This window comes from Kribbella sp. NPDC004536, from assembly GCF_042873835.1.
Classification (GTDB): Bacteria; Actinomycetota; Actinomycetes; order Propionibacteriales; family Kribbellaceae; genus Kribbella.
Map to the genome: position 1 here is coordinate 723,031 of NZ_JBIALY010000001.1, position 19,648 is coordinate 742,678.

At 69.6% G+C, this 19,648-nt stretch carries 20 protein-coding genes; 3 read left to right on the forward strand and 17 right to left on the reverse strand.

The annotated features are described in order from the left end of the window. Positions 1 to 11 precede the first annotated feature (11 nt). The 3 genes from ACFYRU_RS03465 to rsmI all read right to left on the reverse strand — a co-directional run bounded on the left by ACFYRU_RS03465 (position 12) and on the right by rsmI (position 3,434). Complete coding sequence (locus ACFYRU_RS03465; RefSeq protein WP_387652525.1) at positions 12 to 929, reverse strand: NADP-dependent oxidoreductase; 918 nt, start codon at positions 927 to 929, stop codon at positions 12 to 14. Positions 930 to 1,006: 77 nt separating this feature from the next. Continuing rightward, positions 1,007 to 2,572 (reverse strand): methionine--tRNA ligase, encoded by a 1,566-nt coding sequence (gene metG, locus ACFYRU_RS03470; RefSeq protein WP_387652526.1) that lies wholly within the window; start codon positions 2,570 to 2,572, stop codon positions 1,007 to 1,009. Positions 2,573 to 2,594: 22 nt separating this feature from the next. After that, on the reverse strand, positions 2,595 to 3,434 hold the full coding sequence (gene rsmI / locus ACFYRU_RS03475) for a 16S rRNA (cytidine(1402)-2'-O)-methyltransferase (protein ID WP_387652528.1): 840 nt from the start codon (positions 3,432 to 3,434) through the stop codon (positions 2,595 to 2,597). Between the two features lie 194 nt (positions 3,435 to 3,628). On the opposite strand from rsmI, the gene ACFYRU_RS03480 reads away from it, so the two are divergent. Beyond that, positions 3,629 to 5,179: a dolichyl-phosphate-mannose--protein mannosyltransferase gene (locus ACFYRU_RS03480; protein WP_387658001.1), complete on the forward strand. Its 1,551-nt coding sequence runs from the start codon at positions 3,629 to 3,631 to the stop codon at positions 5,177 to 5,179. Here ACFYRU_RS03480 and ACFYRU_RS03485 read toward each other — a convergent pair. From ACFYRU_RS03485 to ACFYRU_RS03550, 14 genes are all read right to left on the reverse strand, one after another. Next, on the reverse strand, positions 5,163 to 5,618 hold the full coding sequence (locus tag ACFYRU_RS03485) for a GNAT family N-acetyltransferase (protein ID WP_387652530.1): 456 nt from the start codon (positions 5,616 to 5,618) through the stop codon (positions 5,163 to 5,165). The two genes, ACFYRU_RS03480 and ACFYRU_RS03485, sit on opposite strands and share 17 nt — an antisense overlap. 46 nt (positions 5,619 to 5,664) lie before the next feature. Then, the gene (locus tag ACFYRU_RS03490) at positions 5,665 to 6,321 is read right to left on the reverse strand and encodes a DUF1707 domain-containing protein (protein WP_387652531.1); all 657 of its coding nucleotides are present in this window, start codon (positions 6,319 to 6,321) and stop codon (positions 5,665 to 5,667) included. Between the two features lie 63 nt (positions 6,322 to 6,384). Next, positions 6,385 to 7,581, reverse strand: coding sequence for an MFS transporter (locus ACFYRU_RS03495; RefSeq protein WP_387652533.1), 1,197 nt, complete (start codon positions 7,579 to 7,581; stop codon positions 6,385 to 6,387). Further along, positions 7,578 to 8,435, reverse strand: coding sequence for a Rossmann-like domain-containing protein (locus ACFYRU_RS03500; protein WP_387652535.1), 858 nt, complete (start codon positions 8,433 to 8,435; stop codon positions 7,578 to 7,580). Before ACFYRU_RS03500 ends, ACFYRU_RS03495 begins: the two co-directional genes overlap by 4 nt. Before the next feature lie 36 nt (positions 8,436 to 8,471). Continuing rightward, positions 8,472 to 9,515, reverse strand: a complete 1,044-nt coding sequence (locus ACFYRU_RS03505; RefSeq protein WP_387652536.1) for a pyridoxal-phosphate dependent enzyme — start codon at positions 9,513 to 9,515, stop codon at positions 8,472 to 8,474. Next, positions 9,512 to 11,017 carry an ABC transporter ATP-binding protein gene (locus tag ACFYRU_RS03510; RefSeq protein WP_387652538.1) on the reverse strand — a complete coding sequence of 502 codons (1,506 nt, stop codon included), beginning with the start codon at positions 11,015 to 11,017 and terminating at the stop codon, positions 9,512 to 9,514. Before ACFYRU_RS03510 ends, ACFYRU_RS03505 begins: the two co-directional genes overlap by 4 nt. Continuing rightward, positions 11,014 to 11,784, reverse strand: a complete 771-nt coding sequence (locus ACFYRU_RS03515) for an ABC transporter permease (protein WP_387652540.1) — start codon at positions 11,782 to 11,784, stop codon at positions 11,014 to 11,016. The genes ACFYRU_RS03510 and ACFYRU_RS03515 overlap by 4 nt, the downstream gene beginning before the upstream one ends. Continuing rightward, on the reverse strand, positions 11,781 to 12,719 hold the full coding sequence (locus tag ACFYRU_RS03520) for an ABC transporter permease (RefSeq protein WP_387652542.1): 939 nt from the start codon (positions 12,717 to 12,719) through the stop codon (positions 11,781 to 11,783). Before ACFYRU_RS03520 ends, ACFYRU_RS03515 begins: the two co-directional genes overlap by 4 nt. Further along, positions 12,720 to 14,246, reverse strand: coding sequence for an ABC transporter substrate-binding protein (locus ACFYRU_RS03525; RefSeq protein ID WP_387652544.1), 1,527 nt, complete (start codon positions 14,244 to 14,246; stop codon positions 12,720 to 12,722). It lies immediately after the preceding gene. Positions 14,247 to 14,466: 220 nt separating this feature from the next. After that, the gene (locus tag ACFYRU_RS03530) at positions 14,467 to 14,949 is read right to left on the reverse strand and encodes a MarR family winged helix-turn-helix transcriptional regulator (RefSeq protein WP_387652546.1); all 483 of its coding nucleotides are present in this window, start codon (positions 14,947 to 14,949) and stop codon (positions 14,467 to 14,469) included. Positions 14,950 to 14,996: 47 nt separating this feature from the next. After that, positions 14,997 to 15,983, reverse strand: coding sequence for a CopD family protein (locus ACFYRU_RS03535; protein WP_387652548.1), 987 nt, complete (start codon positions 15,981 to 15,983; stop codon positions 14,997 to 14,999). Positions 15,984 to 16,012: 29 nt separating this feature from the next. Beyond that, positions 16,013 to 16,522, reverse strand: coding sequence for a copper resistance protein CopC (locus tag ACFYRU_RS03540; RefSeq protein WP_387652550.1), 510 nt, complete (start codon positions 16,520 to 16,522; stop codon positions 16,013 to 16,015). Positions 16,523 to 16,524: 2 nt separating this feature from the next. Beyond that, entirely contained in the window at positions 16,525 to 17,241 is a 717-nt protein-coding gene (locus ACFYRU_RS03545; RefSeq protein ID WP_387652552.1) for a YcnI family protein, read from the reverse strand. Between the two features lie 48 nt (positions 17,242 to 17,289). Continuing rightward, positions 17,290 to 17,805, reverse strand: coding sequence for a hypothetical protein (locus ACFYRU_RS03550; RefSeq protein WP_387652554.1), 516 nt, complete (start codon positions 17,803 to 17,805; stop codon positions 17,290 to 17,292). Between the two features lie 117 nt (positions 17,806 to 17,922). Between ACFYRU_RS03550 and ACFYRU_RS03555 the strand changes: the two genes are divergently transcribed. Both ACFYRU_RS03555 and ACFYRU_RS03560 read left to right on the forward strand, forming a co-directional pair. Next, complete coding sequence (locus ACFYRU_RS03555) at positions 17,923 to 18,759, forward strand: ROK family protein (protein ID WP_387652555.1); 837 nt, start codon at positions 17,923 to 17,925, stop codon at positions 18,757 to 18,759. A gap of 219 nt (positions 18,760 to 18,978) precedes the next feature. After that, positions 18,979 to 19,644 (forward strand): pentapeptide repeat-containing protein, encoded by a 666-nt coding sequence (locus ACFYRU_RS03560; RefSeq protein ID WP_387652556.1) that lies wholly within the window; start codon positions 18,979 to 18,981, stop codon positions 19,642 to 19,644. Positions 19,645 to 19,648 lie beyond the last annotated feature (4 nt).

Below are 19,648 nucleotides of genomic sequence, written 5' to 3' on the forward strand. Positions count from 1 at the left end.
TGGCGGTCCGCCTACGCCTGCGGGAGGATGACGATCTTGCCGCGGGCGTGGCCGGATTCGCTGAGGGATTGGGCCTTGCCGGCGTCGGTGAGGGGGAAGGTTTCGGCGATACGGATCGTGAGCTTGCCGTCCGCGGCTGCCTGGAGCTGGGTGGCGAGGGCAGCGCGGACCTCTTCCGGGGTCCCGCTGCCGCCGGAGGAGGTCTGGATCCCGAGCTTGGCGGCGGCGAAGTCGGCGATGGTGACGATCCGGTCGGTGCCGCCGCGGAGCTCGATCGACTCCTCCAGACCGCCCTGGCCCGCGGTGTCGAACACCGCGTCGACGCCCTCCGGGGCGGCTTCGCGGACCCGCCCGAGCAGGCCGTCGCCGTACGCCACCGGGATCGCGCCGATCGTCCGAAGGTAGTCGTGGTTGGCGGCCGAGGCCGTACCGATCACCGTCAGACCGGCGGCGACCGCGAGCTGAACGGCCACCGAGCCGACCACGCCCGCGGCACCGTGGATCAGGATCGTCTCGCCCGGCTTCACGCCGAGCAGATCGAGCACGCGCTGCGAGGTCTCGCCGGCCACGGGTACGCCGACCGCCTGCTCCCAGCTCAGACCGGCCGGCTTCAGCGTGATGTTGCCGCCGAGCGCGTACTCGGCGTACGAACCGCCGGCCGACCAGCCGACCACCTCGTCGCCGACCGCGAACTCCGCCCCGTCACCGGCCTCGTCCACCACACCGGCCACCTCGAACCCCGGGATCGCGGGAAATTTCGCCGGTGCGAAGTCCTTCGTGAAGCCCCGGCGGATCTTCGTGTCGTACGGGTTCACGCCGGCCGCGTGCACCTTGATCCGCACCTGACCGGGGCCCGCGTGCGGCTCCGCCACGTCCTGCACCTGGAGTACCCCGGGATCGCCGTACTCCTCGAACACCACAGCCCGCATGCCACAGCCTCCTCGAATTGATTGTTGCTACAAGAAAGGCTGCGCCGCCGCCCGGCATTCCCGGACGGCGGCAGCAATCAGTTCTCCTCGAGCCGCGGGAACAGCGGGTCGCCCTTGGTGAGCGTCGCCCCGGCCGGGAGCTGGCCCCAGGTGCCGGCGTCCTGCACCCGCTGGTCGGCCAGTGCGCCGAGCTTCTCCTCGGCGCCGAGCAGCTCCCACAGCTTGGCCGACGACTTCGGCATCGTCGGGTTGTGCAGCACGGCGACGGCCCGCAGTACCTCGGCCGCCGAGTACAGGATCGTCGCGAGCCGGGCCCGCTGGGACTCGTCCTTGGCGACCTTCCACGGCTCCTGCTCGGTCACGTACCCGTTGACCGCACCAACCAGTTCGTTGATCGCGGCCAGCGCGTCCTGGAACGCGAGCGTGTCCAGCGCCCGGTCCGCGGTCGCGACGGTCTGCGCGAGCTTGTCCGCCAGCGCCTGCTCGGCCGGTCCGTGGTCGGTCGGCTCCGGCAGCGCGCCGTCGAAGTACTTGCCGACCATCGCGGCGATCCGGCTGGCCAGGTTGCCCAGGCCGTTCGCGAGCTCGGAGGTGTAGACCGCGCTCAGGTGCTCCCACGAGAACGAGCCGTCCGACCCGAACTGGATCGTCCGGAGGAAGTAGTACCGGAAGGCGTCCGAGCCGAAGTGGTCGGTGATCTCGTGCGGCGCGATCGCGGTCAGCTTGGACTTGCTCATCTTCTCGCCGCCCACCAGCAGCCACCCGTGGGCGAACACCTGGCGAGGTACGGCGACCTCGGCGGCCATCAGCATCGCCGGCCAGATCACCGCGTGGAACCGGAGGATGTCCTTGCCGACCAGGTGCACGTCGACCGGCCACAGCTCCTCGAAGCGCTCCGGGTCGGTGCCGTAGCCCGCGGCGGTCACGTAGTTGAGCAGCGCGTCGATCCAGACGTACAGGACGTGGTCCTCGTCCCACGGGACCGGGATGCCCCAGTCGAACGTGGACCGGGTGATCGACAGGTCCTGCAGGCCCTGCTTCACGAACGCGATCACCTCGTTGCGCGCGCTCGCCGGCGCCACGAAGTCCGGCTGCGACTCGTACAGCTCGAGCAGCCTGTCGCCGTACGCCGAGAGCCGGAAGAAGTAGTTCGTCTCCGAGACGGTCTCCAGCTCCGTACCGTGGATCATGCACCGCTGGGTGCCGTCCTCGTCGGTCCGGATGTCCGTGGGCAGCTTGAACTCCTCGCAGCCCACGCAGTACAGACCCTCGTACTCGCCCTTGTAGACGTCGCCCTTGTCGTACAACTTCTGCCAGAACTCGCGGACCCGCTCGGTGTGCCGCTCCTCGGTCGTCCTGATGAAGTCGTCGTACGCGATGTCGACGTCCACCCAGGCCGGCTTCCAGGCCTCCTCGACCAGCTTGTCCGTCCACGCCTGCGGCGTCATGCCCTGCGCCTCCGCGCTGCGCATCACCTTCTCGCCGTGCTCGTCGGTACCGGTCAGGTACCACTTGCGCTCGCCGCGCTGCGCGTGCCAGCGCGTCAGGACGTCCCCGGCCACCGTCGTGTAGGCGCTGCCGATGTGCGGCGGAGCCGTGACGTAGTAGATCGGGGTGGTGACGTAATAGGCCTTCTCGGACATGCCTTAAAGAGTAGTGCCCCGGTTAAGTGGATTTTCGCGCGGCCAGTACGGCGTCGTACACGGTCCGTTTCGGTACGTTGAACCGCTTCGCGACGTCCGCGATCGCCTGCTTACGCGGCGTACCCGCCTCCTCGTCCACCGCAACCTCACGCGCCAGATCCTCGGCAGTCATCACCCGCTCCGGATCCGCCCCCGCCACCACGACGGTGATCTCCCCGCGCACCCCCTCCTTCGACCACAGCACAAGGTCATCAAGAGGCCCCCGTTTGACCTCTTCATACGTCTTGGTGAGCTCCCGGCACACGGCCGTACGACGATCCGCCCCAAAAGCCTCCGCCATCGCCTCCAAGGACTGGGTGAGCCGATGCGGCGCCTCGAAGAACACCATCGTCCGCGGCTCGTCCGCCAGCTCCGCGAGCCGCCGCCCCCGCTCCCCCGGCTTCCGCGGCAGGAACCCCTCGAACGTGAACCGGTCCACCGGCAGCCCGCTCAGCGCGAGCGCGGTCAGCACGGCCGACGGCCCCGGTACTGCGGTCACGACCACCTCGGCCTCGATCGCCGCCGCGACCAACCGGTACCCCGGATCCGACACGCTCGGCATCCCCGCATCCGTCACCACCACCACGGTCTGCCCGTCGACGAGCGCCCGCAGCAGCTCCGGCGTCCGCTCCCGCTCGTTCCCCTCGAAGTACGACACCACGCGCCCGCCCAGCTGAATCCCCAACTCAGCCGTCAACCGCCGCAACCGCCGCGTATCCTCCGCCGCCACCACGTCCGCCTCGGCCAGCACCCGCCCCAGCCGAGCAGAGGCGTCCGAAACATCCCCAATAGGCGTCCCCGCCAACACCAATCGCCCGGTCATCCACTCATCATCCCAGCCGTTCCGGCCGACACGGGGAGGCGGGCGGACCAGCGGGTCCGTAGCATGGCGGCGTGGCTGCTGTGATCGAGGACGGGACTGTCCGGCGGGGCGAGGCGGATGACGAGCGGGAACTGCTCGGGCGCGACGTGCTCGGTAGGCGGCTGCCGCCGCTCAAGGAGCGGTTGTACCCGGCGATGCCGCGGGACTTCGACGGTGGCTGGATCGCGACGCTGGCGATCACGCTGGTGGCCGGCATCCTGCGGTTCTGGCACCTGAGTACGCCGGTGAAGTTCGTCTTCGACGAGACGTACTACGCCAAGGACGCGTTCAGCCTGCTCAAGTTCGGGTACGCGCGGCAGTTCATCGACCAGCCGGAGGGGGCCGCCGACAAGGCGATCCTGGCCGGCAACCTGGACGTCTTCAAGGACACCCCGAGCCTGACCGTGCACCCCGAGGTCGGCAAGTGGATGATTGCGGCCGGTGAGCAGCTGTTCGGGATGAACACGTTCGGCTGGCGGTTCATGCCGGCGCTGTTCGGCACGCTGACGGTGCTGCTGCTGATCCGGACCGTACGCCGGATGACCCGCTCGACCCTGATCGGCGCCATCGCCGGCCTGCTGCTCGCGGTCGACGGCCTGCACTTCGTCATGTCCCGGGTCGCGCTGCTCGACATCTTCCTCGCGTTCTGGCTGGTCGCGGCGGTCTCCTGCCTGGTCTGCGACCGGGACTGGACCCGCCGCCGGCACGCCGAAACGCTGGACAAGCCGCTCGAGGACGGCGAACGCCGGACCATCGGCCGCTGGCTGCTGGTCCGCCCGTGGCGGATCGCCGCCGGTGTCTGCTTCGGCCTCGCGCTCGGCACCAAGTGGTCCGCGGTCTGGACGCTGGCCGCGTTCGGCATCCTGGTGTTCGCCTGGGACTACGGTGCCCGCCGCTCGCTCGGCGTCCGGTTCGCGTTCGTGAAGTCCGCGCTGGTGGACGGCATCCCCGCGTTTCTCAGCCTGATCCTGGTCGCCGTCGTCACCTACACCGCGACCTGGACCGGCTGGCTGCTGCACGACAACTCCTACGACCACAACTGGGCGGCGAGCAACCCGGCGCACGGCGTGATGAAGCTGGTGCCGGACGACTTCCGGTCCCTGCTCGAGTACCACAAAGAGGTCTACGCGTTCCACACCGGCGACTACATCAAGCACGCCACCCACCCGTACCAGTCGAACCCCGCGGGCTGGCCGATCATCGCCCGGCCGATCGGCTTCGACGCGGTCAACGACATCAAGCCGGGTACGCCGGGCTGCAACGCGCCCGCCGGCGACACCTGTCTGCAGGTGATCTCCGCCCTCGGTACGCCGCTGCTGTGGTGGGGCGGTGCGCTCGCGCTGATCGCCGCGCTGGTGTTGTGGATCAGTACGCGCGACTGGCGGTTCGGTATCCCGATCGTCGGGTTCGTGACGTGCTGGGTGCCGTGGTTCGCGTACGACCAGAGACCGATCTTCTTCTTCTATGCGGTCACGATGATCCCGTTCACGGTGATGGCGCTGGCGCTGACCCTCGGCAAGGTCCTCGGCCCGGCGCGCGAAGCACTGCGGACGGCGACCCCGCGGCGGCTGATCGGCAGCGCGGTGGTGGGCGCGTTCGTCGTCCTCGTCGTACTGAACTTCGCCTACATCTGGCCGATCCTGACCGACAAGGTCCTCCCACACGAGGACTGGCTCAGCCGGATGTGGTTCAAGTCCTGGATCTGACCGCGTAGTCGACGCTCGCGAACGGCCAGCGCGTCGCGAGCCAGTCGGACACCGCGTCGTACAGCTCGACGTCCAGCGAGGCCCTGTCCGCGCTGACCCAGGACCGTACGTCGGTGATGCCTGGGTCCTTGCGCGACGGGTAGATGTACACGCAGCCGATCACGTCGCCGCCCGTCTCGATCACCGTGTACGTGAACCCGCGCCGCGCGGCGAAGTCGTCCGCGTGCCGCCGCAGGTCACCGAGGTTGGCCTCCGTCGACATCCCGTCGACCGGCGGCCAGCTGCCGCCGAACCCCGGTGTGGAGCGGATGTGCTCGATGCTGCTGGTCCAGGCGGCGTAGTCGGGCGCGTTGTGCTCCGGGCCCAGCGGTTCCAGTCGGAATCGCGGGGTGACGAGCTCACGGGGTACGTCGAAGTCGGCGGGAACGAAGTCAGCCATGCCTGCAGGCTACGAGGACGTGCCTGCGGACCGCACCCGCATTAGTTCAGTGCAGCTTCTTGTTCTTCTTGCCGTGGCGCTTGGCCGAGGACTGGCCGCCGACGCCGCCGAACAGGGCCAGGCCCTTGATCACGACGGTCGGCGCGTTCGGGTCCGGGTCGGCCGAACCCTGCGCGGCGAACCCGCCGAAGATGCCGATGCCCTCGTTCCGCACGGTCACGCCTTCGGGGACGGTGATGTCGATCCCGCCGAACACCGCGACCGCGTTGATCGTCACCTCACGGCCCTCGAACACCGCGTCGGTCATGTCCAGGTCGTGGCCGCCGAACACCGCGAGTGCGTTGGTCCGGCGCTTCACCCGCCAGCGGCCCTTCCGCTCGCCGCCGCCGAAGATCGCGACCAGGTTGTCGACACTGGCGCTCGGATCGGCCGGCTCCTCGATCGGCACCAGGCTGGTCGACGTGGACGGGACCGCCGCGGCGATCGGCGCCGGCTGCCCCGGGACGACCAGGTCCCGGGTGATCGGCTCGAGTTCGCCGAGGGTCTTGGCCTGCAGCGTCTGCTCCAGCCGGTCGGCGTGCTCGTCCTGCGTCAACCGGCCCGACATCAGGGCCTCCCGCAGTACGTCGACGACCTGGTCACGATCGATGTCGGACGCCCGCAGATGCGCGTGCGGATGCGGGCGGTCGGGCAGGTTCTCCATAACCCCGAACGATATATCGAGAACGGCTCGGTGCGGAGTCCGGTAACGCCCGGATCCGGACCCTTAGTCGCGCTGAATCTTCAGGGCACACCCGGTGGCGACGAGGGTCAGTCCGGCGAAGGTGATCGCCGTACCGGGGTAGCCGCCCAGGGCCAGGCCGAGACCGCCGATCGCGGCGCCGACGAACGTACCGAGGCTCATGCCGGCGGCGTTGACGCTGAGGGCCGAGCCGCGGAGCTCGCCGCTGCGGCGGACCAGGAGCGTGGTGACGCAGGCGGCGACCGTCGCGTGGCTGGCGCCCATCACCGCGGTCAGGACCAGGGTGAGCGGGAGGGACGGCGAGAAGTAGAACGCGGCGACGGCGATCAGCGCGACGGTGATGCCGATCAGCAGGAAGCGCTCGGTCCGGGCGCGGCCGGTGGCGAGGTAGCGGCCGGTCAGCAGGTTGCCGAGGAAGAACGAGGCCCCGCTGAGCGACCAGACCAGCGCGAACCAGCCCGGCGCGAGCTCGAACTTCTCGTCGTAGAACGCGGCCAGGTAGGCGAGGTACCCCATGAAGGCCGCGGTCCGTAGCGCCCCGACCGCGAGCAGTGGTACGGCACCCGGAACGCGGGCGAGTTCGCGGTACGTCGCCAGATAACTGACGCGCTGTCTGCCGGTGATCGGCGCCGTGCGGCCGCGTCCGCGGACGAAGAAGGCGGCCGACAGTACGAGCGCGATCACCGCGGCGGCGAGGAGGTTGCCGCGCCAGCCCCAGATCAGGCCGGGTCCGGCGAGCACCGGCGCGGCGAGCATGGCCATCGCGCTCGTGGTCGCCGACACCAGCGTCGCCGCCCGGCCGGCGGCGGCCGGGGAGTGGAAGCGATCCGCCGCCGCGGCGCCGATCGACGGCGCCAGGATCGACGTTGCGGCGCCGATCAGCAGGCAGAACGCGGCCAGCGCGAACACGTTGCCCACAGCACCCAATACCGCCGAGATCCCGAGCAGTGCGAGACCGGCCGCGGCGACCAGCTCACGCGGCGCCCGGTCCATCAGCGGCGCCAGCAGTACGCCGATCGCGAGGGCGGCGAGACCACCGAGTCCGCGCAGGCCACCGATCTCCGCGACGCTTCCACCCGCGGCGGCGGAGATCGGCACCAGGTACATCCCGAACACCGTGAACGGAATGAGGCTCACGGTCGAGGCGAGCAGGAACGGCCACAACCGCCGGGCCATCCGGAGGTCGCCGGGGACTTCGGCGGTGAGTTGCTGTGTGCTCATCTGTCCGTCCGGTAGCGGTAGAGGCTGCTCGGGCGGGAGCTGAACTGGGAGAACGGAAACGGTTCGGCGGAAAGCGCGGTCACACCGTTTCCGAGGAAGGCACGAGCCACCGCACTGCCGGTCTGGGCGTAGATCGCCAGCGGCTTCTCTTGCTCACGGCAACTTTTGAGCAGGACGTCGAAGCTGCCGTTGGACAGCGTCATCCCGGTGGCGACCACCGCGTCGGCCGCGTCGATCACCTCGGTCATGTCCTTCGAGACCGGCAGCCCGGAGGCCGTCTCGCGGAGGTTGAAGTCGCACGGCAGGCAACTCCCGCCCCGGGCGGTGATCGCGTCGACGAGCGGGTTGACGACGCCGATCAGGGCGACCTTGGTGCCTTCGGCAACGTCGAGGAGCCCGGCCACGGCAGCGTCCCGGGCTTTCGCGCGAACGTCCGGAGGGCCGGCGGGCAGGACGATCTCCTCGGCGTACGGCGACGTGTGGTGCGGCTCCACCGCGGCCAGGTACGCATCCAGGGCGGCGATGCGCACCGGAAGCGGATCGTTCGATGCGAGGACGTCGGCGAGGGTGCGGCCGGAGGTGTCGGCGCAGTACGCCGGGTCGAGCTCGCCGGCCTCGAACGAGCAGGCGCCGAAGACCTCTCCGACCCGGAGCAGGACGTAGTAGTTGCGGTAGGTGACGTCGGCGCCCGGCAGACGAGTGGTGTGGTGCAGCCAGAACGCGCTGGTGATGCCGAAGGCTGACGGTGCGGGCCCGAATGCCTGCGCAAGAACGGAATCGGTGAGTTGGCCTACGGATGTGCTGGACGGGCGGGCAGCGGAATCCGAGCTGGAGAGGTCTGGGCTTGCGGTCATGGGCGGCCGGCCTTTCGGGGTTGCACTGAACTGAGGTTAATGCGACGGCGTCGCAGATGGAAGTTCGACGCGCTGGAACTGCGCCGAGTCCCGGCGGTCCCAGGACATCGCCGACCAGGGCACCGCGAGCTCGTCCAGCGAGTTGATCTCCCGCGGCCGCATCGAGGCCATCGGCCGCGCCTCGGCATGCCGGGCGAAGGCGGACTCGACGTACCGGGTACCGGTGTCCGCGGCCAGGAAGACGTGTTTCCGCCCGCGGTCGCAACCGTGTTCCCACAACGCCGACAGGTACGCCGCCCCCGCCGACAGCCCCGCGAAGACGCCGGACGTCCGGAGCAGATCCACCGCCGCCGACATCGCGTACTCGAAGGTAACCCAGTGCAACCGGTCGTACAGCGCGTGCCGAACGTTCCGGAACTCGATCGAACTGCCGATGCCGGCGATGATCATCTCCGGATCCTGCGTGTGCCCCGCCCCGAACGTCACGCTGCCGAACGGCTGGACGCCGACCAGGTTCACGTCCCGCCCGCCGTCGCGCAGGTACGCTGCGATCGCTCCGGTGGAGGCGCCGGTACCGACGCCGCCCACCAGGCACAGCGGCCCGGTCGGCACCAGCGCCGCGACCAGGTCCGCGACGGCCCGGTACCCGAGGTAGTGGATCTCGTCGTGGTACTGCTGCATCCAGTGGTACGACGGGTTGTCCCGGAGGATCTCGCCGATCCGGCGGACCCGGAGGTTCTGGTCGAGCTGCAGGTTGTTCGAGGACGGCACCTGCTCGACGGTCGCACCGAGGATCTCGAGCTGGATCTTCAAGGTCCGGTCGACCGTGGTGGAGCCGACGATGTGGCACTTCATCCCGTACCGGTGGCAGGCGAGCGCGAGCGCGTGCGCGTAGATCCCGCTCGAGCTGTCGATCAGCGTGTCGCCCGGGCTGACCCTGCCGGTCTCCAGGAGATGCCGGACGGCGCCGAGTGCGGAGTACACCTTCATCGTCTCGAACCGCAGGCAGATCAGGTCGTCCACCCGGATCGGGTCCGGGTCCTTGATCGCCTCCGCCAGGTGGTCGTGCAGTCGCGTCATCGGCGCGGTTCGCTCCTTGTGTCGAGGGATAACACGGGCGGAGTCAGGTGGGCGGCAGCAACCAGCTGCCGAGTCAGGTCATGCTGCGGTGCGGTCGTGACGGTCGCGGGCGGGCCTTGTTCGACCACGTGGCCGGCGTCGAGGACCAGCACCTCGTCGGCGACGGCGGCGACCAGTCCGAGATCGTGGCCGATCCAGATCAGCGCGGTACCGCGGGCCTTCAGCTCGCCGAGCAGATCGAGGACGAGCGCCGTACCGCGGTCGTCGAGGGCGGTGGTGATCTCGTCGCAGATCAGTACGTCGGGATGCGCGAGGACTGCCCGGGCGAGGGCGGCACGCTGGAGTTCGCCTCCGGACATCCGGCTCGGCGGACGGGCTGCGGTGATCCCGGCGACGCCGAGGCGGGCGAGCGTGGCGACGGCCTCGGCGTAGGCCTGTTCCGGGGTGAGTCCGCGCAGGCGTTCGGCCGTACGGGCGACTTGCTGGTCGACGGGACGGCGCTCGTCGAACGAGCCGCGGACCTCCTGCCAGACGTACTGCACTCGGCGGTGCTGCTCGCGGGTGCGTTTGCGCAGTACGGGCAACAGGTGGTCGCCGAGGTGGATCGTGCCGGTGTGGCGTTCGTGCAGGCCGGCCAGGCACCGGGCGAGCGTGGTCTTACCGCTGCCGGACCGGCCGACGACGCCGAGGCAGCTGCCCGCGCGGACGGCGAGGCCGACCTCGTGCAGGACTAGGTCGCGACCCCGGGGCCGCAGCGAGGCTGACAGGTTCATTGCCTTCAGCAACGGTTGGCCGGTGGCGGAGGTTCCCAGCGACGTCGCCGGTTCGGCGGTTGGTGGCAGTACGTCGGAGATCACCCGGCCCGCGTCGAGGACGACGACCCGGGTGGCGAGCGCGCGAACCAGGTCGAGATCGTGACTGAGCAGCAAGATGCCCAGCCCGGAGGCTGCGAGCTCGCGCAGTTCGTGCACGAGTCGCAGCCGGGTGATCGAGTCGAGACCGGTGCTCGGTTCGTCGAGGACGAGCACCCTCGGTCGGCAGGTGAGGGTCTGGGCGAGCGCGATTCGTTGCCGTTGGCCACCGGAGAACTGATGCGGAAACCGTTTCAGGGTCTCCGTGGGCAGCTGGGCGGTCCGGAGCGCTGCGGCCGGGTCACCGTCGTGGAGCTTGGCGAGTTCGCGCAACGTCGTACCGATCCGGCGCGCCGGGTTGAGCGCACTCCCCGGATGCTGCGGCATGTACGCGACCACTCGCCCGCGTACGTCGACGCCGGTCACACCGTTGGCGCCGACAACCTTTTCTCCCGCAACCTCCACGTTCCCTTCCAGCCGTACGCCGTCCCCGCATTCGCCCAACAACGCCAACGCCGCCGTAGTCTTCCCGGCGCCCGAGGCCCCCACCAACGCAGTCACCTCACCGGCGACGACCTCGAAGGACACCCCGTCCACCAGCACCGCGTCACCCGCGGTCGCGGACAACTTGTCAACCTGAACCAGGCTCATGCGGCCGCCCGGGACCTGTGTACGAGACGGTCTGCCAGGAGGTTGAAGCCGAGGGTGAAGGAGACGAGCAGCAGGGCCGGTGCGAGGACGGACCACGGTTGGAGGAGGAGGCCCTCGCGGTTGCGGGACACGCTGACCGCCCAGTCCGGTGCGGTCGGGCTCAGGCCGAGGCCGAGGAAGTTGACCGAGGCAACGAGGAACACCGCGAGCGTGATCCGGGTACCCAGGTCGGCGGCGACCGGCCCGAGGACCGAGCGCCCGACGTACCCGAGCTGGATCCGCACCCACGACTCCCGCTGCATTCGCAGCGCCTCGACCACCGGCCCACTGGCCGCATCCAGCGCAGCCGCCCGGACCAGGCGAGCCACGGTCGGCACATTCACCATCGCCACGGCCACCGTGATCGCCAACGCCGACGCCCGCCACCCAACGGCAACCACACTGATCACCAGCAGCGAAGGCAGCGGCAGCAGTACGTCGAGAGGCCGCATCAAACCCTCGTCCAACCACCGATACCGGGTCGACGCCGCCGTCAGTCCGACCATCCCGCCGACGACGTACGCGAGTACGACTGCGCCCAGCGCCATCCCCAACGCAGACCGTCCACCAACCAGCAACAGCCCGAACACGTCCCGCCCCAAACCGTCCGTCCCCAGCAGACCTGCAGACGAGTAGGGCAACCCCTCACGGGCGTCGTACGGAACGAACGGCCCGACCAAGGCGATGGCCAGCGGCACCAAGACCAAGACAGCTGCGACACGCTTCATCGGAGGAGCTCCGAGCGTGGGACGAGGCGGTTGCAGACGAGGTCCGCCGCCAGGTTGATCAGCAGAGCCGCAACGGCCAGCACAAGAGTGAGTCCTTGGACCACCGGCACGTCGCGCGCCTCCACACCGTCAACCAGAGCCGTAGCAAAACCAGGAATCGCAAAGATCGCCTCGACCACCAGCACCCCGCCAAGCAACGTGTCACCAGTACGAGCCAACTCCTGCACCCCCGGCACGGCCGCGTTCGGCAACACATGCCGGAGCAGCAACTGCCTCCGCGGCACCCCGAGCCGACGGGCCTGCGTGATGTACTCCGCATGCAGCGCCGCAACCGTCCCGGCGCGCACCTGCCGCGACAACAGACACACGGTCCGCCCGAACAGCACAGCCACCGGAAGAATCAGCAACGCCGGCGAAGCGAGCAGGTTGCTCCCGATCCACGTCGCCGGCAGCCACCCGAGCTTCAGCGAGAACACCGCCACCAGCACCACCGCGATCACGAAGTCCGGAATCGCCGACAATGCCAGCGTGATCGAAGTGATCGCACGGTCGACCCGCCCGTTCTCCCGCGTACCCATCACGATGCCCAGGGCAACGGCCAGCGGTACGACGACCGCGAGGGTGGCCAGCGTCAGCACCAGCGTCGCCCCGATCGAGTTCCGTACGATCCCGGCGACCGGTCCCCCGCTGATCAACGACGTACCGAGATCACCGGTCAGGACGTGCCCCAGCCAATGCACGAATCGCTCGACGGGAGGCTGATCCAATCCCAGCTCGGTACGCAACGCGGCGACCTGCGTCGGCGTCAGCGTCTCGGTGAACCGCAGCTCCGCCGCATCTCCCGGGAGCAACGACGTCAGCACGAACACCAGCACCGACAGCCCGGCGAGCTGAGCCACCGCGAGCAGCGCCCGCTGGACGGCGTACGACCGCATTCAGGCCAGCCACACCTTGTCGAACCGGCCCTGGTCCAGCGTGTTCGGCGGCACCGCCTGCACGCCCTGCACCTTCGCCGACACCGCCACCAGGTAGTCCGGCAGCCCCCACGCGAGGATCCCGCCCTCGTCGCGCAGCGTCTTCTGGAGTACGCCGTACCGCCGCGAACGCTCCGCCTCGTCGGTGACCGCCCGCGCGGCCGCGAACCCGGCGTCGAACGCCGGCCGCCGCCAATGCGTCACGTTGAACGGCGAATGCGACAACAACCGGTCGGTGATGTACTGCGGGATCGGCATCGCCCCCGACCGGTGGTTGCCGATAGCACCCTTCGTCAGCAGGTCCTTCGCGTACGTCTGCGGGCTGCCGGTCGTCACCTTCAGCCGTACCCCGGCCTCCGCGACCTGTTCCGCGAACAACGTCGCCGCCTCGACGAACCCGGCCGACGCGTCCGCGGTGAAGATCTCCACCTCACGCCCCACGAGACCGGCCTTCGCCAGCAGGGACTTCGCCCGATCCACGTCCCGCTCCGGCGCGGGCAGGTCGGCCGGATAGTACTGATATCCCTTGCCGAACAGGTCGTTCCCGACCTCGCCGCGGCCCGCGAGTACGACGTCCACCAGCCGCTGCCGGTCCGCGAGCAGCTTGAACGCGAGCCGTACGTCGGGGTTGTCGAACGGCGGCTGGTCGACCTTCATCACGAACGCCTGCATCGTGCTCGCCTTCGCGGCAACCACCTGAACCGCCTTACCTGCCATCCGCGCGAACGTCGCGGTCATGTCGTTCGCGTACTCCGCCTGCCCACCCTGTACGGCATTCGCCCGCGCCTCGGAGTCCGCGGACAGGATCTGCAACTCCTCGATCCGGGCCGGCTCGTCCCAGTAGTCGGCGTACCGCGAGGCAACCATCGAACGGCCCGCCTCGAACGAGACGTAGCGGAAAGCCCCCGTACCGACGGGTTTCGCCGGATCCTTGAAGCCGTTGCGGACGATCTGCGTGCCGATGCCGGCCAGCAGTGCGGGGAACTCGGCGTTCGGTTGGGTCAGTACCAACTCGACCGTCGACGGGCCGATCGCCTTGCTGCGCTTCAGATCCAGCGTCGCGAGCGAGGACTGCGCGACCCGTTCCGGTACGGCGGGATCCGCGATCCGGCTCAGGCTGTACAGCACGTCGTCGGCGATCAGCTTGGCGCCGTCGTGGAACGTCGCGTCCCGCAAGGTGAACCGCCAGGTGGTCGCCGTACCGTCGTGGTCCCACTTGGCGGCGAGCCGCGCGACCGGCTTCAGATCCGGACCGAGCTCGACGAGCTTCTCGTAGATCGCCTTGTGCCGCGCGATGTCCACGAACAGGCTCTGCACATGCGGGTCGAGCACCTCCTTCGCCCCGCCGCCGGCGTACACCGCCCGTAACCGCCCACCCTGCTTCGGCCCCACCGCCGTCCCGTTGTCGACCCCGCAACCGGCGATCGCGGCCAGGCCGGCAGCACCGGCCATCCCCAGGAACCCACGCCTACCCAACGCCTCGGACACGCGCCACATCCTCACCTTAGTGAAAACGATTGTCAAATCCAGCGCGCATCTGAACAAGACGCAACAAGTCTGTCGGCACGGCGAATCGATCGCTCACCGTGACGGCGTGTCCGGGCGTACCGAAGAACGGGTCGTGGTCACCCGGGCCGCACGGCTCGCACGCTCGACTCTCCCGCCGACTGGACGGGAGAGGGCACCACTACCCGTTGTTCGGTACGGGTCAGTCCGCGCAGTCGGGTGTGGCGCAGGTGGTGGGGAGGTCGGCGGCGATCCGGTCGAGCAGGGTGGTGAGCTGGGTCTGCTCGGCGGGGGTGAGGCGGTCGAAGAAGTAGCTGCGGACGGCGTCGACGTGGTCGGGGCCGGCGGCGTCGATCGCCTTGCGGCCGAGTTCGGTCAGGCGGACCATCGAGCCGCGGGCGTCCGACGTGCACTCCTCACGGCAGACCAGGCCGCGCTTCTCCATCCGGCTGACCTGGTGCGACAGGCGGCTGCGTTCCCAGCCGACGGAACGGCCGAGGTCCCGGGTCCGCAGTACGCCGTCCTCGGCCTCGGACAGCGGGTACAGCAGGGCGTAGTCGGCGCCGGACAGGCCCGAGTTGGCGATCATCCGCGCCTCGAGCGCGCGCATCAGCTCGCGATACGTTGCGCGGTACGACTCCCAGAGTCGCGCCTCCCGCTCGTCGAGCCACCGCGGTTCCGTCATCCACCCAGTGTACGAAGAAGTTGACATATCACCGAGTCATCACAGGGTCATGGCGTGCGCGAAAGTGCGACGGCGAGTCCGATCGTGCCGGCCATGATCACCAGCTCGACCACGGCGAGGCGTCGGAAGGCGGCCGGGCTGCCGGTGGCGAGTTCGGGCAGGGTCGTCCGGCGGTGCCACCAGCCGAGCGCCACGAGGATCGCGAACGCCACCGTCTTCGCGAACACGAGCGCGCCGTACCCGCTCGTCACCCACTGCGTGATCAGCCCCCACCCGCCCTGCCGCCCGTCGAGGTGGATCTCGGCGGTGACCAGTCCGGTGATCCCCATCGTCACGGCGCACCCGAGCGCGAGCGTGCTGAAGAGCTCGACGGCCTCACGCGATCGGGTGTACCGCAGTACGGCCAGCAGCCCGCCGACCCAGACGGTCGCGGCGAGGACGTGGACGACGAGCGACATCGTGGCGAGGACCGTCAACAAGTTGGTCCGCTCGGTCGCGCTGTGGCCGGTGAGGAGCGGACCGATCAGCGCCGCGACCGTCAGCAATGCGGCGACCAGCGCGGCGACCAGCGTCTTGGCACCGCTGAGTACGACGGCGAGTACGGCGGTCAGCACGACCGCTACCGCCAGCGCACGCACCTGGCTGATCTGGCCGGCAGGTCCGGCATGCTCCGCCAGGTGCGACAGCGGGATGCCGAGGATCACGGTGGCGGTCGCGATCAGGCCGCCGATACTCGCGACGGCCCAGACTCCCGCGGCGAGCGCGGCGTCCTGGCAGGCGCGGATCGCCTTGCTGCCAAGCTTTCCGTCCTCTGCCGGCAGGAACAGCAGGACCGCGATCACCGCACCACCGGTCGCGACCGCGGCGCCGTCGGCGAGGATCCGCAGTACCGGAACAGCCCACGAGATGCCGAGCCCGGCACCGAGCAGACCGTCGACGGCACGCTTCGGCGCACCGCCGGCGGCCACCAGCGCGACCACCATCACAACGATGCCAGCGGCAACCATCGCCGGTACGACCAGGCGGACGGGCAACCCTCTGCCTGAGGCGGATCGCTCGCCGCTCATGACGCGGGGCGGCGGCGCACGATCACCACGGCGAGCGCGACGACCACGAGCATCACCAGACACATCGCGACGATCGTCACGGTGTTGCTGTTGCCCTCGGACGGCGCCGCGCCCGCGGTGCCCGGATCGACCGCAGGGTGGCCGGCGTGGGTCACCGTGAACGAACCCGAGACCGTGACGGGGTGGCCGTCCGCCGAGATCACGCGCGCCTCGACCGTGTACTTGCCGGCCTCGACCATCGCGCCGACCGGCTGCGTCACGGTGTTGTCGATGACCTGGACGTCACCGTTCGCGACGTTCTTGCCGCTGGGCGAGTTCACCTGCACCTGGGTTCCGTTCGAACCGACCGGCTCGTTGAAGGTCAGGACGACCTTCGTCGGCGGCGCGGCCATCGACGTACCGTCGCCGGGCGTCATCGACTCGAGCTTGGCGTGCGCCGCCGCCACGCCGGCGGAACCCACCAGCATGAGCAGCGACACAGCCAGTACTGCGATCAATCGGCGCACGGCTATTGCCTGTCCGCCGGAACAGCCGGAGCCGCCGGAGCCGCCGGAGCCGTCGCGGGCCGGCGCGGCCGGAGCCCGAACGCCAGACCGAGCAGCCCGACCAGCAACCCGCCCCCGCCGAGCCACCGGGCCAACGTGTCAGACGTAGCGCCGGAGGTGGTCGCCGCGACCGGCGTCACCGCGGCGGTCAGCTTCAGCGTCGGCGCCGGGTGCTCGGGCTCGGGCGCACCGTCCTTCGGGACGTCGGTCCACTTCACCACCTCACCGTCGCTGTACGTCTGCACGGTCGGGAAGCTCAACGAGTCCACCCCGTCCGGCAGCTTCCCGACCGACAACGCGAACTCGTCGAAGTCGTTCGGCGGGATCCCGCCCGCGGTCGCGGTCCAGGTCACGGTCAGGATCGCCTTCGTCAGCGTCACGTCGCCGACCTTCACCGGCGCCGGCAGCTTCTCCTCCGTCTTCTCCACCTTCCACCCGGGCATCACCTGCGCCCCGACCTCCGCGAACGGATGGTCCTTGGGCAACGAGACGGCCAGCTTCGTCGTACTGGTGTTGTCCGACTCGGTCGGCACCCGGAACACGATCTTGGCGTATCCACCAGGCTTGGCGTCCGGAGAGGACACCGTCACGTGCGCCGACGCCGAGCTCGCGGCGCCGATCGCCACGAGCACGGACGCCGCGGCGATCGCGGCAGCGCGCAGGGCATATCTCTTGGGCATGAGAGAACCTTTCAAGGCATACGAGTAGTCCGGCGCCGAGCGCCGGTGTCAAACAGCTGCAGCTACTCGTCCGCCGGGTGGTCCGCGCTCGGTGACGCTAGTACCGCGCCGATCACCGGTCGGCGTCCACGCCTTGAAGACGCCAGGTGTCGCAGGAGTTCGTACGGGTCGTAGTACCGGCAGCTCCGGCATCAGTCGCGCGAAGGCACGCCGTACCCGATGAATCCACCGGTGTGCGCGGCTCGTCGCGAGGACCCCCGCGAGCAGGGCGCCGAGATGCGCCGCCGTCATCAGCAGGCTGCCCGTGATGGACATGCCGTGGTGCATGGTCGCCGAATCCAGCGTGACGTGCACGAACAACTGGACCGCGCCCAGCACCAGCCCAGTCAGCAGTCGCTCGCCAGCCAGGTACTCCCCGAGCAGCCAGCAAACCCCGGCCAGCGCAGCCAACGGAGGTACGACGCCCAGCGGTACACCACCGCCCCCGACGAGCACATGACCGATCACCGCCACCACGACGCTCAGCGCCGCGACCGCGGACGTGGTCCTGCTCTCGGTCGGCATTCGATCCCCTCGCTCCTGTCACTCTACGGACAGGAGCGCATCCTGGTTCCCTCGGTCCATCACTGCTCACTGTCCGTGGTGGGTCACTCACCCGATGTCTGCTGCGATGATGTGCGGATGGATGTAGCGGTGCTGGAGATCGGGGGAAGTCACGTGACGGCGGCCGTGGTGGCGCCGGGGACGTGGGACGTGACCGAGGTGGACCGGGCCAAGCTCGAGTCCCAGGCGGCGGCCGACGACGTGGTCGCGCAGCTCGCGGACGCGGCGCGGAAGTTGCCGCTGGCAAACGGTCTGGCGGTGGCGCTGCCGGGACCGTTCGACTTCGCGACCGGGGTCGCGTGGTACCGCGACCAGGGCAAGTTCGACCAGCTGTACGGGTTCAACCTCGGCGCTGCGCTGGGCAAGGAACTGGGTGTCGACCGGCTGCTGTTCATGAACGACGCGGAGGCGTTCGCCGTCGGCGAGTGGACCGCGGGCGAGGTCCGCGGCGTCGAACGCTGTGTCGGCGTGACGATCGGCACCGGCATCGGTACGGCGTTCCTCGCCGACGGCCGGGTGGTCCGCGACGGCGACACCGTTCCGCCCGGAGGTGAGCTGTACAAGACGACGTACGCCGGAAAGCCCCTCGAGGACGCAATCTCCGCCCGAGCCATCCTCCGCCGCTACACCGAAACCACCGCCCGGACAGCCCCCGGCGTCAAAGAAATAGCCGACCAGGCCCGCGCCGGCGACACGACCGCCCACGAGGTCCTGACCGCCTGCTTCACCGACCTGGCGCAGGCCCTGACCCCCTGGCTGGAACGCTTCGGAGTCACCCACACAGTCCTGGGCGGCTCGATAGCAGGAGCCTTCGACCTGATCCATTCGTCCCTCCCCTTCCGAGCCTCAGCCACAAAAGACACCGAACACTCGGCCCTCATCGGCACCGCCGCCCACTACCTCCGCAGCGCGTGACGGATCCCCACGCCATCACAATGCACCGCGCCCCGGCGGCTCCCCGCTCACGCCCGCGGCCGGCCCGCGATTGTGATGGCCTGGCGGACCGCCACCACTCACCAACCAGCACGGGCGGCCTGTTCGCCCCGGCGGTTGAGCGTGAGCCGGGCGCCCAACAGCCCGGTGGTGAGTGCCTGACGTCCGCGACTGTCGGCGACCCCCGCTACGGTCGGGGCCGTGAAGATTGCCGCGCCGCGCCTCCGTGCCCAGCTTGACTCCGCAGTTCCTGAGGAGCTGGAGGACGAGGCGCGGTTGCTCGATCTTCAACTGGAGGATGTGGACCTGAGCGACGTCGAGGCCGAGCACGTCGAGATCAGCGGGTGCCGGCTGACGCGATGCAAGCTGGCCGGCTCCGAGCTGGAGAAGCTGATCCTGGTCGACGCCGAGTTGACGCAGTGTGACCTCGCCAACTCTCGCTGGGCCGACGCCGCCCTGACCCGGGTCGCCGTCTCCGGCTCCCGGATGATCGGTTTCGCCGGCCCCGGCGCGGTCTTCCAGCACGTCACCGTCCGCGACACCGTGCTCGACTTCGCCTCGTTCCGGTTCGCGAAGTTCGTCAGGGCCGAGTTCGCGGACTGCCGCCTGCAGAACGCCGACTTCGTCTCCGCGGACCTGACCGGCGCGGTGTTCCGCGGCTGCGACCTGTCCGGCGTCGAGTTCTCCCAGGTCAAGGCGGCCAAGGCGGTCTTCGTCGACTGCACCTGGGACGGCGCGAAGGGCCTCGCCTCGCTGGCCGGTGCGACCGTCGCGTCCGCGTCCCCGATCGACACCCTCGCGTTCACCAGCGCGGTCACCGTGGCCGCCGGCATCACGCTGGCGCATCCGGACGAGCTTCCAGCGTGATCCG